The sequence below is a fragment of the Stappia sp. P2PMeth1 genome (assembly GCF_900185735.1).
Taxonomy (GTDB): domain Bacteria; phylum Pseudomonadota; class Alphaproteobacteria; order Rhizobiales; family Stappiaceae; genus Stappia.
This window is the reverse complement of record NZ_FYAW01000050.1, coordinates 1-13430: the sequence shown is the minus strand read 5'-3', so window position 1 is coordinate 13430 and position 13430 is coordinate 1. Positions and strand designations below refer to the sequence as shown.

General features: G+C 68.9%; 15 protein-coding genes and 1 pseudogene. 9 read left to right on the top strand and 7 right to left on the bottom strand.

Annotated elements, in window-relative coordinates:
* Window positions 1-15: 15 nt before the first annotated feature.
* Window positions 16-789, top strand: coding sequence for an FkbM family methyltransferase (locus tag P2PM1_RS22785; RefSeq protein WP_186400675.1), 774 nt, complete (start codon window positions 16-18; stop codon window positions 787-789).
* A gap of 28 nt (window positions 790-817) precedes the next feature.
* Complete coding sequence (locus P2PM1_RS22780; RefSeq protein ID WP_186400674.1) at window positions 818-2062, top strand: TIGR03862 family flavoprotein; 1245 nt, start codon at window positions 818-820, stop codon at window positions 2060-2062.
* A gap of 82 nt (window positions 2063-2144) precedes the next feature.
* Here P2PM1_RS22780 and P2PM1_RS22775 read toward each other — a convergent pair whose 3' ends face one another.
* Entirely contained in the window at window positions 2145-2483 is a 339-nt protein-coding gene (locus P2PM1_RS22775; protein ID WP_186387091.1) for a BA14K family protein, read from the bottom strand.
* A gap of 292 nt (window positions 2484-2775) precedes the next feature.
* Here P2PM1_RS22775 and P2PM1_RS22770 point away from each other — a divergent pair, with 292 nt between their 5' ends.
* The 7 genes from P2PM1_RS22770 to P2PM1_RS22740 all read left to right on the top strand — a co-directional run bounded on the left by P2PM1_RS22770 (window position 2776) and on the right by P2PM1_RS22740 (window position 9034).
* Entirely contained in the window at window positions 2776-3972 is a 1197-nt protein-coding gene (locus P2PM1_RS22770; RefSeq protein ID WP_186400673.1) for a substrate-binding domain-containing protein, read from the top strand.
* A 155-nt stretch (window positions 3973-4127) separates the two neighbouring features.
* Window positions 4128-4934: an ABC transporter ATP-binding protein gene (locus tag P2PM1_RS22765; protein WP_186400672.1), complete on the top strand. Its 807-nt coding sequence runs from the start codon at window positions 4128-4130 to the stop codon at window positions 4932-4934.
* Window positions 4927-5652, top strand: coding sequence for an ABC transporter ATP-binding protein (locus P2PM1_RS22760; protein ID WP_186400671.1), 726 nt, complete (start codon window positions 4927-4929; stop codon window positions 5650-5652). The genes P2PM1_RS22765 and P2PM1_RS22760 overlap by 8 nt, the downstream gene beginning before the upstream one ends.
* Before the next feature lie 41 nt (window positions 5653-5693).
* Window positions 5694-6677: a branched-chain amino acid ABC transporter permease gene (locus P2PM1_RS22755; RefSeq protein ID WP_208984879.1), complete on the top strand. Its 984-nt coding sequence runs from the start codon at window positions 5694-5696 to the stop codon at window positions 6675-6677.
* Between the two features lie 7 nt (window positions 6678-6684).
* Window positions 6685-7743, top strand: coding sequence for a branched-chain amino acid ABC transporter permease (locus tag P2PM1_RS22750; protein ID WP_186387096.1), 1059 nt, complete (start codon window positions 6685-6687; stop codon window positions 7741-7743).
* Window positions 7740-8564, top strand: coding sequence for an alpha/beta fold hydrolase (locus tag P2PM1_RS22745; protein WP_186400670.1), 825 nt, complete (start codon window positions 7740-7742; stop codon window positions 8562-8564). The genes P2PM1_RS22750 and P2PM1_RS22745 overlap by 4 nt, the downstream gene beginning before the upstream one ends.
* Window positions 8565-8821: 257 nt before the next feature.
* Window positions 8822-9034, top strand: a complete 213-nt coding sequence (locus P2PM1_RS22740; protein WP_067220344.1) for a cold-shock protein — start codon at window positions 8822-8824, stop codon at window positions 9032-9034.
* An 80-nt stretch (window positions 9035-9114) separates the two neighbouring features.
* On the opposite strand, the gene P2PM1_RS22735 is transcribed toward P2PM1_RS22740, so the two are convergent.
* From P2PM1_RS22735 to P2PM1_RS25620, 6 genes and pseudogenes are all read right to left on the bottom strand, one after another.
* Complete coding sequence (locus P2PM1_RS22735; RefSeq protein WP_186400669.1) at window positions 9115-9483, bottom strand: phosphate acetyltransferase; 369 nt, start codon at window positions 9481-9483, stop codon at window positions 9115-9117.
* Entirely contained in the window at window positions 9480-9863 is a 384-nt protein-coding gene (locus tag P2PM1_RS22730) for a MaoC/PaaZ C-terminal domain-containing protein (protein WP_186400668.1), read from the bottom strand. The genes P2PM1_RS22735 and P2PM1_RS22730 overlap by 4 nt, the downstream gene beginning before the upstream one ends.
* The gene (locus P2PM1_RS22725; RefSeq protein WP_244301606.1) at window positions 9860-11398 is read right to left on the bottom strand and encodes an AMP-binding protein; all 1539 of its coding nucleotides are present in this window, start codon (window positions 11396-11398) and stop codon (window positions 9860-9862) included. Before P2PM1_RS22725 ends, P2PM1_RS22730 begins: the two co-directional genes overlap by 4 nt.
* On the bottom strand, window positions 11395-12216 hold the full coding sequence (locus P2PM1_RS22720) for an enoyl-CoA hydratase/isomerase family protein (RefSeq protein ID WP_186400667.1): 822 nt from the start codon (window positions 12214-12216) through the stop codon (window positions 11395-11397). Before P2PM1_RS22720 ends, P2PM1_RS22725 begins: the two co-directional genes overlap by 4 nt.
* Window positions 12213-12959 (bottom strand): TetR/AcrR family transcriptional regulator, encoded by a 747-nt coding sequence (locus tag P2PM1_RS22715; protein WP_244301605.1) that lies wholly within the window; start codon window positions 12957-12959, stop codon window positions 12213-12215. The genes P2PM1_RS22720 and P2PM1_RS22715 overlap by 4 nt, the downstream gene beginning before the upstream one ends.
* Before the next feature lie 348 nt (window positions 12960-13307).
* Window positions 13308-13430, bottom strand: a pseudogene (locus P2PM1_RS25620) (IS110 family transposase); the annotation flags it as partial.

The following is a 13430-nucleotide window of genomic DNA, read 5'->3' as shown; positions in this document are numbered from 1 at the left end:
GAAAGCCGACAGTCCATGCAGACAGTGACCATCCGCGACATATCCTTCGAGGTGAACGACGCGCGCCCCGGCTTCTGGCGGCAGGCGGAGAACGGCACCTGGGAAAAGCCGACCTATGACATTCTCGATGCCTGTATCGACGCGGAGACGGTCTGCCTCGACTTCGGCGCCTGGGTCGGCCCGACCGTGCTCTACGAGGCACAGCGCGGGCGCAAGGTCATCGCCTTCGAACCGGATCCGGCGGCGGCCGACGAGCTGGAGGCCAATCTCGCGCTCAACCCGGCCTTCAAGGACAAGGTCACGGTGATCCGCAAGGCGGTGTGGACGCAAAGCGGCAGCCGCAAAATGGCCGCCAAGACCGCGCCGGGCGATTCGATGTCCTCCTTCGTGCACAAGGACGCCAGCGTCACCTTCGACGTCGACTGCATCAGCGTCGAGGAGATCGCGGCGATGATCGACCCGAGCGACAAGCTGTTCATCAAGATGGACATCGAGGGCGCGGAATACGACGTGGCGCCGATGCTGGCGCCGCTGCTGCAGCGCGAGCGGGTCGACTGCTACATCTCCTTTCATCCTCGCTTTGCCGCCGGCGGGCATCCGCGCTTCCACAAGACCTTCGGCATGACCCGGCGGGTGTTCAAGACCTTCCGCGGCTTCAATCTCACCCGCGTCGGGCGCAAGTCGCTGCTGCCGGCCGGCGACGTCGCCTTGCTGGCAAAGCTCGGCCTGTGGCTGTTCGAGGCCAAGCGCGGCTTCCTGTTCTCCAGGGGCCGGGCGCCGCTGCGCTGAGCGCGCGGGCACAACGGGACATGCAAGGATGAGCGAGAACGGCACGCGGGCGGTCCCGCAGGTGGTCGTGGTCGGCGCCGGGCCGGCCGGGCTGATCGCCGCCGACAGGCTGTCGGCAGCGGGCCTTGCCGTGACCCTCACCGAGCGCATGCCCTCGCCGGCGCGCAAGCTGCTGATGGCCGGGCGCGGCGGGCTCAACCTCACCCATGGCGAGGCGATGCCGGCATTCCTTGCCCGCTACCGCGAGGCGGAGGCGCATCTGGCGCCGGCGATTGCCGCCTTCGACCCTGCGGCCTTGAGGGCCTGGTGCGCGGAGCTCGGCATCGAGACCTTCATCGGCTCCAGCGGGCGGGTGTTTCCGACCGCGATGAAGGCCTCGCCGCTGGTGCGGGCGCTGCTGGGCCGGCTTGCGACGCGCGGCGTGCGGCTCCACACCCGCTGGAGCTTGAGCGGACTGGAGCGGAGCGCGGCGGCGCCGGCGCGCTGGCGCGTGTGTTTCGAGACGCCGGACGGGGCGCGGGAGATCGAGGCGGACGCGGTGCTGCTGGCGCTCGGCGGGGGAAGCTGGCCGCGGCTCGGCAGCGACGGCGGCTGGGTGCCGATGCTCGAACGGCACGGCGTCAAGGTCACGCCGCTGACGCCGGCCAATGCCGGCGTTCTCATCAACTGGTCGGAGCTGCTGAAGCAGCGCTTTGCCGGCACACCGCTGAAGCGGATCGCGGTGAGCGCCGGCGGCCGGCGCGTTGCCGGCGAGGCGGTGATCACCACGCGCGGGCTGGAGGGCGGCGCGGTCTATGCGCTCTCGGCAGAACTGCGCGCGGCCTTCGCGGCGAGCGGGACGGCGGAGCTGCTGCTCGACCTGCGCCCGGATCTCGACGAGGCGGAGCTCGCAGAGCGGCTGGCACGGCCGCGCGGCAAGCAGTCGCTGTCCAATCACCTGCGCAAGGCGGCCGGCCTGTCGCCCGCCGCCATCGCGCTGCTGTCGGAAGCGGGACCGCGCAGCAGCGAGCCGCCGGAGCTTGCCCGCCGCATCAAGGGGCTGGCGCTGACGGCAACGGGCTTTTCCGGCCTGGAGCGGGCGATCTCCTCGGCCGGCGGCATCGCCTGGGGCGAGATCGGCGCGGATTTCGGCCTCAGCAAGCTGCCGGGCGTGCATGTCGCCGGCGAGATGATCGACTGGGAAGCGCCGACCGGCGGCTACCTGCTGCAGGCCTCCTTCGCCAGCGGCGTCAAGGCTGCCGACGGCATCGCGGCGGCGCTCACTGGTCGCTAAGGGCGCGCCTTACCAGCGCCCGAACGAGACAAAGGCCGGCGAGGGCCGGCCTTTGTCTCTCAAGCGGAACCGGGTCTTGCGGTCAGTTGCAGAACCGGTAGTTGCCCGAACGGGTGCGGAAGTAGCCGGTGTCCGGATTGAACGAGCGGTACTTCGAGGAGCAGTAGCGGTACCATTCCGGGCTCCACGGAGCGGGACGGTAGTAGACCGGAGCCGGCGCGTAGTACGGAGCGGGCTCGTAGTAGCGCGGCTGCGACAGGGCGGAGCCGATCACGGCACCGGCGACGAACCCGCCGGCGGCGGCCCAGCCGTTCTGATGATGCCAGCCCTTCTTGGCCTCGGCGTCGGTGGTGCCGGATGCCAGGACCGCACCGGCGGTCAGGGCGACTGCAAGACTTGTGACTGCGAACTTCTTGAACATGACTTCATTCCCTCTGCTAGATGCTGATCTCTGATCTTTGTCGGGGCGCTTTTCCCTGCGTCCATGAACTGAAGATAGGCGGCTTTTCCACAAACGACTGTGACCGCGATCACGAGATTGCGCATCCCCGCAGAACCGCTGCGGCAGCTCCAAAGACGGACGGGAGCGGCGAAACCGCGTCCGGCGCGGGCGCCGATTGACATGAAACATGAATCATGCGTCATATAGATGCGGCGCCATGGAGCGACGGGCCGGAGGAGCGGCCCGCGCCTTGCGCCACAGGGAGGACACCATGATCAGACATGCCACCGCGGCCGCGCTGCTTGCCGCAGCGCTTGCCGCCGCGCCCTTGGGCGCCGGGGCGCAGGCCGAGGACATCCGCATCGCCCATGTCTATGGCAAGACCGGCGCGCTGGAGGCCTATGGCAAGCAGTCCCATATCGGCTTCATGATGGGGCTGGAATACGCCACCGACGGCACGATGGAGATCGACGGCCGCAAGATCGTCGTCATCGAGAAGGACACCCAGCTCAAGCCGGACATCGGCCGCGCGGCGCTGGCCGAGGCCTATGGCGACGACGACGTGCATCTGGCCGTCGGGCCGGTGTCCTCGGGCGTCGCGCTGGCGATGCTGCCGGTCGCCGAGGAATACGGCAAGCTGCTCCTGGTCGAGCCGGCGGTGGCCGATTCCATCACCGGCGAGAACTGGAACCGCTACATCTTCCGCACGGGCCGCAACTCCTCGCAGGACGCCATCGCCAATGCGGTCGCGCTCGGCAAGGAAGGCGTCACCATCGCCACGCTGGCGCAGGACTACGCCTTCGGCCGCGACGGCGTCGCCGCCTTCCGCGAGGCGCTGGCCGACACCGGCGCCACCCTCGCCTTCGAGGAATACGCCCCGACCGACACCCAGGACTTCACCGCCAGCGCCCAGCGCATCTTCGACGCGATGAAGGATATCGAGGGTCGCAAGTTCCTGTTCGTGATCTGGGCCGGCGCCAACAACCCGATCGGCAAGATCAAGGCGATGGAGCCGGAGCGCTTCGGCATCGAGATCGCCACCGGCGGCAACATCCTCGCCGCGATGCAGGCCTACAAGGCGCTGCCGGGGATGGAAGGCGCCACCTATTACTACCACGACATCCCGAAGAACCCGGCGAACGACTGGCTGGTCTCCGAGCACGAGAAGCGCCACGGCTCGCCGCCGGACTTCTTCACTGCCGGCGGCATGTCGGCCGCCATCGCCGTGGTCGAGGGCATCCGCAAGGCCGGCTCGACCGACACGGAAGAGCTGATCGCGGCGATGGAGGGCATGTCCTTCGAAACGCCGAAGGGCACGATGGTCTTCCGCGCGGAGGATCACCAGGCGCTGCAGTCCATGTACCACTTCAAGATCCGGGTCGACCCGGATGTCGAGTGGGGCATTCCGGAACTGGTGCGCGAATTGAAGATCGAGGACATGAACATCCCGATCCGCAACACGCGCTGACGCTGTCGTGTGGCGACATTGGAAGACGCGTCGTCTCGGCGGCACTCCCAAAGCGTGTTTCAAAGTCCGCCACGCGAGGCGGCCCGGTCCCTCGCCGCGGCCGGGCCGCCCGAACTTCTCCTGACCCGGAGCCCCCTTTCCCGGAGCCGAGCCCCATGCGCGAACCGCCCGTTCTCGAAACCGAGGACCTGACGATCCGCTTCGGCGGTCATGTCGCCGTCGACGCCGTCAGTTGCGCCTTCGACCGCGGCACGCTGACCGCCATCGTCGGCCCGAACGGCGCCGGCAAGACCACCTATTTCAACCTCGTCTCGGGCCAGCTCAAGGCCAGCGCCGGCACGGTCCGCCTCAACGGCGAGGACATCACCCGCCTTGGCGTCGCCGACCGCTGCGACCGCGGCATCGGCCGGGCGTTCCAGCTCACCAACCTGTTTCCGAGCCTGAGCGTGCGCGAGAATGTCCGCCTGGTGGTGCAGTCGCGCGCCCATCGCGGGTTCGACCTGTTCTCGCGCGCCGCCTCGCATGTGGAGCTGATCGAGCGGGCCGAGCATGTGCTCGCCGAGGTGCGGCTCGCCGACAAGCGCAACGTCACCGTCTCCGCCCTGCCGCATGGCGACCAGCGCAAGCTGGAAGTCGCCCTGATGATCGCGCTCGGCGCGCAGGTGATGATGTTCGACGAACCGACCGCCGGCATGAGCGTCGACGAGGTGCCGGTGATCCTCGACCTGATCCGCGAGCTGAAGGCCGACAAGGACCGCACGATCCTCCTGGTCGAGCACAAGATGGACGTGATCCGCACGCTGGCCGACCGCATCGTCGTGCTGCACAACGGCGCGCTGGTCGCCGACGGCGAGCCGGGCGAGGTGATGCGCTCGGCCATCGTCCAGGAAGCCTATCTCGGCAAGGCGCCAGACACCGCGACACCGGACACCGCTGCCGCAACGGAGACAGCTCATGGCTGACGCGCTGCTGACGCTGGAGGGCGTCCACACCCATATCGGCCCCTATCACATCCTGCATGAGGTGAGCTTTGCCGTGCCGCGCGGCGGGGTGACCATGCTGCTGGGGCGCAACGGCGCCGGCAAGTCGACGACGCTGCGCACCATCATGGGCCTGTGGAGGGCAAGCCGCGGCACGATCACCTTCGACGGGCGGCCGATCCAGGCGCTGGCAACGCCGGACATCGCCCGCGCGGGCATCGCCTATGTGCCGGAGAACATGGGCATCTTCGCCGACCTGACGGTGGCGGAGAACATGCGCCTTGCCGCCACCGCCGGCCCGTTCGACGCGAAGCGCCTCGCCTGGATCAAAGAGCTGTTCCCGCCGATCGGCACGTTCTGGGACAAGGCCGCCGGCACGCTGTCGGGCGGGCAGAAGCAGATGCTCTCCGTCGCCCGGGCGATCATCGAGCCGCGCCGGCTGATCCTGATCGACGAGCCGAGCAAGGGGCTGGCGCCGGCAATCATCGCCGCGATGACGGCGGCGCTGAAACAGTTGAAGGACACCGACACCACCATCCTCCTGGTGGAGCAGAATTTCGCCATGGCCTCGGCGCTCGGCGACACGGTGGCGGTGATGGATGACGGGCGCATCGTCCATGCGGGCGCGATGGCGGAGCTTGCCGCCGACGCGTCGCTGCAGGAGAAGCTGATGGGCCTCAGCCTGGAGGTACACCAGTGAGCGAGACCGCAATCCGTCCCCGCCTGGTGGGGCCGACAGCGATGGAACGGCTCGGCAAGGCGGCGCCGCTGCTGCTGGCGCCGGTGCTGGCCCTCGCCGGACTTGCCGCCATCGGCAACCCGTCCGTCTGGCTGACGCTGACCGTCGCCGGGCTCGCCATGGGGCTGATGATCTTCATCATGGCCTCGGGGCTCACGGTCATCTTCGGCCTGATGGACGTGATCAATTTCGGCCATGGCGCCTTCGTCTCGGTCGGCGCCTTTGTCGGCTTCACCGTGCTCGCCTGGCTGTCCGGCTGGACGCAGAACCCGGCCGTGGTGCTCAACCTTGCCGCCGTGTTCCTGGCGATCCTCGCCTCAATGGCGGTGACGGGGGCGCTCGGGCTCGCCTTCGAGCGGGTGATCGTCAAGCCGGTCTACGGCCACCACCTGAAGCAGATCCTCGTCACCATGGGCGGGCTGATCGTCGCCCAGCAGTTGATCCATGTGATCTGGGGGCCGGACGCGATCCATGTCGCCCGCCCGCCCTCGCTGCAGGGCTCGTTCATCGTCGGCGAGGCGGCGATCGAGAAATACCGCATGCTGGCGGTGGCGATCGGCCTCGTCCTGTTCCTCGCCATGCGCCACGTGCTGCGGGCGACCAAGCTCGGCCTGCTGGTGCGCGCCGGGGTGGAGAACGGCGAGATGGTCGAGGCGCTCGGCTACCGGATCAACCGGCTGTTCCTGCTGGTGTTCATGGCCGGCTCGGCGCTCGCCGGTCTCGGCGGCATCATGTGGGGCCTCTACCAGGAGACGATCACCGCGCATATGGGCTCGGAGATCATGGTGCTGGTCTTCGTCGTGGTGATCATCGGCGGGCTCGGCTCCATCGAGGGCTGCTTCATCGGCGCGCTGCTGGTGGGGCTGCTCGCCAATTACATGGCGTTCCTGGCGCCCAAGGTGGCGCTGGTCTCCACCATCGCGCTGATGGTCGCCATCCTGATGTGGCGGCCGCAGGGCCTCTATCCCGTGGTCAAGGCGAAATAGGCGCAAGATGATCAACACCCTGCTTTCCGGCGATCGTCCGAACAGCCGCATGCTTGCGCTGCTGCTGATCGCGATCGGCCTCTGCCTTGCCTTCGCGCCGTTCCTGTTTCCCGGCACCAAGCCGCTCGACACGGCCGCGCGCATCTGCATCTTCATCGTGCTGGTGGCGAGCTACGACCTGCTGCTCGGCTATACCGGCATCGTCTCCTTCGCCCATACGATGTTCTTCGGCATCGGCGCCTATGGCGTGGCGCTGGCGCTCGGCAGTCTCGGCGCCTCGTTCCTGGCGATCCTTGTCGGCGTGCTGGCCGGAACGGCGCTGTCCTGCGCGCTGGCGCTCGCCATCGGCCTGTTCTCCTTGCGGGTGAAGGCGATCTTCTTCGCCATGGTGACGCTGGCGGTGGCGAGCGCCTTCGCCGTGCTGGTCTCGCAGCTCTCCTCGATCACCGGCGGCGAGGACGGGCTGACCTACCGCATCCCGCGCGAGCTGACGCCGGCCTTCCGCCTCACCGACCTGCGCATCTTCGACGTGCGGATCGACGGGCGTCTGCTTGCCTATTACCTCATCTTCTTCAGCGCCCTGGTGCTGTTCCTCGTGATGCTGCGCATCGTCAACTCGCCCTTCGGCACGACGCTGAAGGCGGTGCGCGACAATGCCTTCCGCGCCGAGGCGATCGGCTACCGGGTGGTGCGCTACCGCACCACAGCGACGGTGCTGTCCGCCGCCATGGCAAGCCTTGCCGGCGCGCTGCTCGCCATCTGGATCCGCTACACGGGACCGGCGACGACGCTGTCCATGGAGATCATGATCGACATCCTCCTGATGGTGGTGATCGGCGGCATGGGGACGATGTACGGGGCGGTGATCGGCGCCAGCCTCTTCATCCTCGCCCAGACCTATCTGCAGAGCCTGATGGCAAGTGCCGAGACAGCGACGCGCGGCCTGCCGCTGCTGCCCGACCTGGTGGCGCCGGAACGCTGGCTGCTGTGGCTCGGCACGCTGTTCATCCTGTCGGTCTATTTCTTCCCGGACGGCATCGTCGGCCGGCTGAGGAACCGTGGATGAGCAGGCTGCATCTGCGCCGGGCCGGCCACCGCCGGCCCGGAACGCCCGTCCTGATCCTGCTGCACGGCTGGTCCTGCCATGGCGGCTTCTTCGCCCCGCAGATGGACGCGCTGGCGGACCTTACCGAGGTGATCGCCCCGGACCTGCCGGGCCACGGGATGACCGGCGACGCGGTGACGCCCAGCATCGAGGCCGGCGCCGACGCGCTCGCCGAGCTGATGCGGGAGGAGGAGATCGCCGCCGCGGTGCTGGTCGGCTGGTCGATGGGCGCGCTTGTCGCCTGGTCGCTGATCGCGCGCCACGGCAGCGACCGGATCGCCGCGCTGGTGGTCGAGGACATGGCGCCGCGCGTCCTCAACGACCCGGATTGGCGGCTCGGCACGCTGAACGGCCTCGACGGGCCGCGCAACGCGGTGTTCCTGAAGGCGATCGAGAGCCAGTGGCCGCTGCTGGCGCCGGCCACCGCACGGCGGAGCTTTGCCGCCAGCGCGCGCAAGGAGCTGGTGGACTTCGCCGAACGGGAGATGCGCGGGGCAAGCCCGAAGCTGCTCGCGGCGATGTGGCGCTCGCTCACCTTGCAGGATTTCCGAGCGCTGATCCCGCGTATCACGGTGCCCGTGGTGCTGGCGCGCGGCGGCCTCAGCCAGCTCTACAGCCCGGCCGCGGCCGCGTGGCAGGCGGCCCGCCTCGCCGAGGCCCGCATCGAGGTCTTCGCGCGGTCGGGCCACTCGCCGCATCTGGAGGAAGCGAGCGCCTTCAATGAGATGCTGGCCGGCCTCGTGCGGGCGGGCAGCGCGCCGGGCGGGCTCCCGAGACCATGACACCGCAGGGCGGAGGCTGCGGCGGCGCTTGCCGGTCTCAGGGTTTTCGCATACAATTCGCCGCGTCGGTTTTCGGACCGGCCCCAGCGGGCTTGAAAATTCGAACCCGGTTAAGAAAGTTTCGGTATGCGGCGCTTCCTGGTCCCCGTGACCGGTTCTGTCGAACAGAACTGCCTTTCCCGTTTCTGAATGCCACGCTCGCGCAAGCAAGCGCGCTTACTTGCGCTTAACTATCGACACGGGACAGGAGTTTTCCCATGCGCCAGACCGGCACCCTGAAGTTCTTCAACCATGATCGTGGCTTCGGCTTCGTGACCCCGGCCGAGGGCGGCAAGGACGTGTTCGTCCACATCACGGCTTTCGAGCGTTCGGGCCTCGCCGTTCCGGCCGAGGGCACCACGCTGACCTTCGTGACCGAGGAAGACCGTCGCGGTCGTGGCCTGCAGGCCGCCCAGCTCGAGCTCGCCTGAGCAGATCGGGCCGTTCCGCAAGGAACCGAATTTCCGACGCCGCCGGCCCCGCCGGCGGCGTTTTTCGTTGCGGAAACCGTTCAGGCTGCGGCGACATCCTCGACATAGACCAGCGCCCGGCCTTCGCAGATGCGCCGGCCGTCCTCGCCCAGACACACGGTCTCAAGGTCGACGAGGTGCTTTTCCGGGCGCAGGCGGGTGATCGTCACCCGCGCCGTCAACGTCTCGCCGAAGCGCGCCTCGGACAGGAAGGACATTTCCTGCTTCAGGTAGTTGGTGCCGAAGCCCGGCAGCCGGACGCCGAGGAGATAGGAGAACAGCCCGCCGATCAGCGGCTGCGGCACCGCCTCGGGCAGGTGGTCCAGCCCAGCGAGCCCGGCGAAGACCGCCGCATCCGAGGCCGGGAAGCGGCGGCTCACCTCGGCGCTCTGTCCCACGTCCAGCTTCATCGTCCCGCCTCCAGCCGGCACTGCCCGACAAGCACGGGCGCGCCGTCGGCGACCCGCGAAATGGTGATCGCCAGCAGCCCGGCGTCGTCTGCATCGCCTTGCGAGAAGGCAAGCTCCAGTTCCTCCTCCGCATAGGCGGGATTGGGGAACATCAGCGCCTGCATCGCGTGGCGGCGGCCCGGATAGCGCTGGCGCAGCAGGGCCCAGAGGCGCGAATAGAGCAGCATGCCGTGCGAGACGGTGCGCCCGAAACGGGTGCGCGCCGAAAACTCCGCATCGACATGGATCGGATTGTCATCGCCCGACAGTTCCGCAAAGGCGTCGAAATCCGCCTGTGTCGGCACCCAGCGCGCCGTCCATTCGTCCGTTGCCGTCGTCACCGGCCGCTCTCCCCGTGCCTGGATTTGAGAATGTGTTTCTGCACCTTGCCGGCGGCGGTGCGCGGCAGGTCGTCGACGATATGGAAGGCACGCGGCACCTTGTAGCCGGCGAGCCGCTCGCGGCACCAACGGGTCAGCGCCGCGACATCGATGGCCGCACCGGGGCGGGCGATCAGCCAGGCGGCGCCGACCTCGCCCCATTTCTCGTCCGCAACGCCGATCACCACCGCGTCGAGCACGTCCTCATGTGCGATGAGCACCCGCTCGACCTCGGCCGGATAGACGTTCTCGCCGCCGGAGATGTACATGTCCTTGATGCGGTCGACGATGTAGTAGCAGCCGTCGGCATCGCGGCGGGCGACATCACCCGACATCAGCCAGCCGCCCGGCGCGAAGGCGGCTTCGCTCGCCTGCGGATTGCCGAAATAGCCGGGCGTGACGCCGGGGCCGCGGATCTGCAACTCGCCCTCGCCTTCGCCCTCGACCACCTCGCCCGTCACCGCGACAAGGCGCACCTCGGCAAGGATCTGCGCCTTGCCGACCGAGCCGATCTTGCGCGCCGCATCCTGCGGGTCGGCGAGGAACACGGTCGGGCCGGTCTCGGTCATGCCCATGCCGTTGCACACGGTGACGCCGCGCGACAGATAGGTCTGCAGCAGGGGCGCGGGCATCGGCGCGCCGCCGCAGCCGAGCGAGCGCAGGGCGGAGAAATCCGTTGCCGAAAAGCCCGGCTCCAGCGCGATCGCCTGGTAGATCGCCGGCACGCCGAAGAAGGCGGTGAGCCGGCCGGCGCCGATCAGGTGCAGCACCGCAGGGGCATCGAACTTGCGAAGGACGATGCTCTCGCCGCCGGCAAGGAACAGCGGCAGGGTCATCAGGTTGATGCCGGCGGTGTGGAACAGCGGCAGGAAGTTGACCGTGCGGTCCTTGCCGGAAATTCCCGTCGCCTGGGTGTAGTTGACTGCATTGGCCCAGGCCATTTCCGCCGTCTGGATCACCAGTTTCGGCGTGCCGGTGGTGCCGGAGGTGGCGAGCAGATACCAGGGCCGGCCGGCCTCGACCCGCGTGTCACTGAGCGGGGCGGACGAGAGGTCGCCGGCGAGCGTGTCGAGATGGGGAGCCTCGCCCTCTGCGGGCGCATCGGCGAAGCCGACAAGATCCAACGCGAGGGTGCCGGCGAGCGCGCGTGCGGTCGATGCCGTTGCGCCGTCATGCAGCAGCAGCCGCGCGCCGGAGGCGGCGACGACCGGGGCGAGCTCGGCCGGCGGCTGGCGCCAGTTGAGCGGCAGCAGCACGATGTCGGTCTTCTGGGCGGCAAAGAGCAGGACGAAGAAGTCCGGATGGTTGTGGCACAGCACGGCGACACGCTCGCCGCTCGCGATGCCGCGTGCCAGCAGGGCGCGGGCGGTGCGGCTCGCCTTCGCCTCAACCTCGGCGAAGGTCAGTTGCGCGCCGGTCTCGTGGTCGGTGAAGGCGATGCGATCCGGCGTCAGCTCGGCGCGCTTGGCCGCCATGTCGGTGACCCAGGACATCATCGCCGCCCCTCCCCGGCCGCCAGCGGGGCGAGAAAGGCCTGCATCCGCTCGCGGGTTTGCGGCCGGGCGATCAGCGCCAGAAAGCCGTCAAGCTCGCGCTGCAGCGCCTTCGCGACGGCGGCGCGGCGCTCCTCGCTCCAGACATTGGCGCGGGTCACGGCGAGGGTGCCGGGGTCCATCCCGGCAAGGGAGGCGGTCAGCGCGGCGACGCGCGCCTCCAGCTCGGCGCGCGGGCAGATCTCGCTCGCCAGACCGAGGCGCAGGCAGTCGGCGGCGGTCAGGCGCTGGTTGAGATACTGCACCTCCAAGGCCCGCGCGGTGCCGATGCGCGAGGGCAGCAGCGCCGTCCAGCCGCCGTCGGGGGCAAAGCCCATCTGCGCATAATAGGGCTGGAGAAACGCCTCCTCGCTCATCACCACCATGTCGGCGGCGAGCATCAGCCCGGCCGAGCCGCCGGTGACGGGACCGTTGAGCGCGGCGATCACCGGCATGGGAAAGGCGAGAAGGTCAAGGATCGCCGCATTGAGCGCGCCGACGATCTCGCGCGACCAGTCGACGAGGGCGTCGCGGTCGTCGGCAAGCGCGGCGAAGCGGGCGACATCGCCGCCGGCGGAAAAGGCGCGGCCGCGGCCGGTCAGCACCAGCGCACCGGCGCCGGCCTGCCGCGCCTCGGCGATCCGGGCGCGCAAGGCGGCGAGCAGCTCCGGCACCAGGGCATTGCCGCGACCGGGGCGGTCGAGGGTCAACCAGGCGGCGCCCTCCCGCCAGTCGAGATGGACGAGGTCGAGATGCCCGAGATCGCAGGCGGCGGCGCTCATTCGCCCGCCCCTTTGCTGCCGCCGACCTTGAGGCCGTTCTCGATGAGGTCGTGAGCGACCTCGACCATGGTGTCGACCGGCGCCGTGCCGCCGAACACCACCTGGAACTCGCCAAGCGAGCGGGCGATGCCCATCAGCGTCCAGGCGCGGATCTCGGCGTCGCCGGGGCGGATCGCGCCGCTGCTTGCCGCCCGCGCCAGCCCTTCGCGATAGCCTTCGGCGAAGGTGCGGAAGTAGGCGAGATAGGCCTCGCGATCGACGAATTGCGCCTCCTGGACGATGCGGTAGAGCTCGGGATGGGCCGAGACGAAGGCGAGGAAGGCGCGCAGGCCCTCGCGCTCGGCCTGCAGGCGGTCGGTATAGCCCGAGGTCGCCTCGCTGATCGCATGGCGCAGCATGCGGCCCATTTCGGCGACCAGCTCGGAGAAGACCTCGTCCTTGCTCGCGAAGTAGATGTAGAAGGTTCCCTGCGCGACGCCGGCCTCGCGGGTGATGGAGCCGATGGAGGCCTCGTTGAAGCCCTGGCGGCCGATCACCCGTTCGGCGGCCTCGAGGATCGCCCGCCGGGTCGCCGCGCCGCGCGCGGTCTTCGGCATGCCGGATGCGGCCTCGCCCTCGGTATCGCCGACGATTTCCCTTGCCGGATCGGCCGTCGCCGCGTCAGTCTCGACGACGCGCCGGCCCGTTGCGCGTGCGCGGTCCCTCGCCCGCCCCGCGCCTCTGCCCGTCCTCACCTCGTTCACGACATTTCCACCCTTAATATGAATTATGAATCACTATTCATGTTTTGCGCGGGAGTTTCAAGCGCAAAGCAGGGGGAGGCGCGGGATCGCACAGCCGAGAGCGCTGGCGGAGGCGCTCCGGCAAGGGGGCGACCGCCGTGGCTCGCCGGTCCCGGATCTTCGGCCTCCGGCCTCGTCCGGGAAGACGCCGGGAGAGGTTGGCGCGGCATTGCACTTGCCGATGCTGCAGCAAGCGCCTTCCGCCCCGCCCTTGCTGAGGCTGCCTCTGGTTCCCGGCTCTGCGCTTGCGCGCGGCCGGGGTGACGGCCGAGAGGGAGGGATCGCCGTCGCCCCACCCTCGGAAGGTCATCAACTCTGTTGTTGGATCTGATCTCTGAGCCTTGCATTGAGGATGACGACGATCTTTCTCATGAGAGCGGCGATGGCGACGATTGGCTTCTTTCCGTTCTGGACAAGCCGTTGATAGAACAG

Bases quoted from the DNA above. Each gene is read 5' to 3' on its own strand.
- P2PM1_RS22785 (WP_186400675.1), top strand. From the start codon at position 16: ATGCAGACAGTGACCATCCGCGACATATCCTTCGAGGTGAACGACGCG.
- P2PM1_RS22780 (WP_186400674.1), top strand. From the start codon at position 818: ATGAGCGAGAACGGCACGCGGGCGGTCCCGCAGGTGGTCGTGGTCGGC.
- P2PM1_RS22775 (WP_186387091.1), bottom strand. From the start codon at position 2,483: ATGTTCAAGAAGTTCGCAGTCACAAGTCTTGCAGTCGCCCTGACCGCC.
- P2PM1_RS22770 (WP_186400673.1), top strand. From the start codon at position 2,776: ATGATCAGACATGCCACCGCGGCCGCGCTGCTTGCCGCAGCGCTTGCC.
- P2PM1_RS22765 (WP_186400672.1), top strand. From the start codon at position 4,128: ATGCGCGAACCGCCCGTTCTCGAAACCGAGGACCTGACGATCCGCTTC.
- P2PM1_RS22760 (WP_186400671.1), top strand. From the start codon at position 4,927: ATGGCTGACGCGCTGCTGACGCTGGAGGGCGTCCACACCCATATCGGC.
- P2PM1_RS22755 (WP_208984879.1), top strand. From the start codon at position 5,694: ATGGAACGGCTCGGCAAGGCGGCGCCGCTGCTGCTGGCGCCGGTGCTG.
- P2PM1_RS22750 (WP_186387096.1), top strand. From the start codon at position 6,685: ATGATCAACACCCTGCTTTCCGGCGATCGTCCGAACAGCCGCATGCTT.
- P2PM1_RS22745 (WP_186400670.1), top strand. From the start codon at position 7,740: ATGAGCAGGCTGCATCTGCGCCGGGCCGGCCACCGCCGGCCCGGAACG.
- P2PM1_RS22740 (WP_067220344.1), top strand. From the start codon at position 8,822: ATGCGCCAGACCGGCACCCTGAAGTTCTTCAACCATGATCGTGGCTTC.
- P2PM1_RS22735 (WP_186400669.1), bottom strand. From the start codon at position 9,483: ATGAAGCTGGACGTGGGACAGAGCGCCGAGGTGAGCCGCCGCTTCCCG.
- P2PM1_RS22725 (WP_244301606.1), bottom strand. From the start codon at position 11,398: ATGATGTCCTGGGTCACCGACATGGCGGCCAAGCGCGCCGAGCTGACG.
- P2PM1_RS22720 (WP_186400667.1), bottom strand. From the start codon at position 12,216: ATGAGCGCCGCCGCCTGCGATCTCGGGCATCTCGACCTCGTCCATCTC.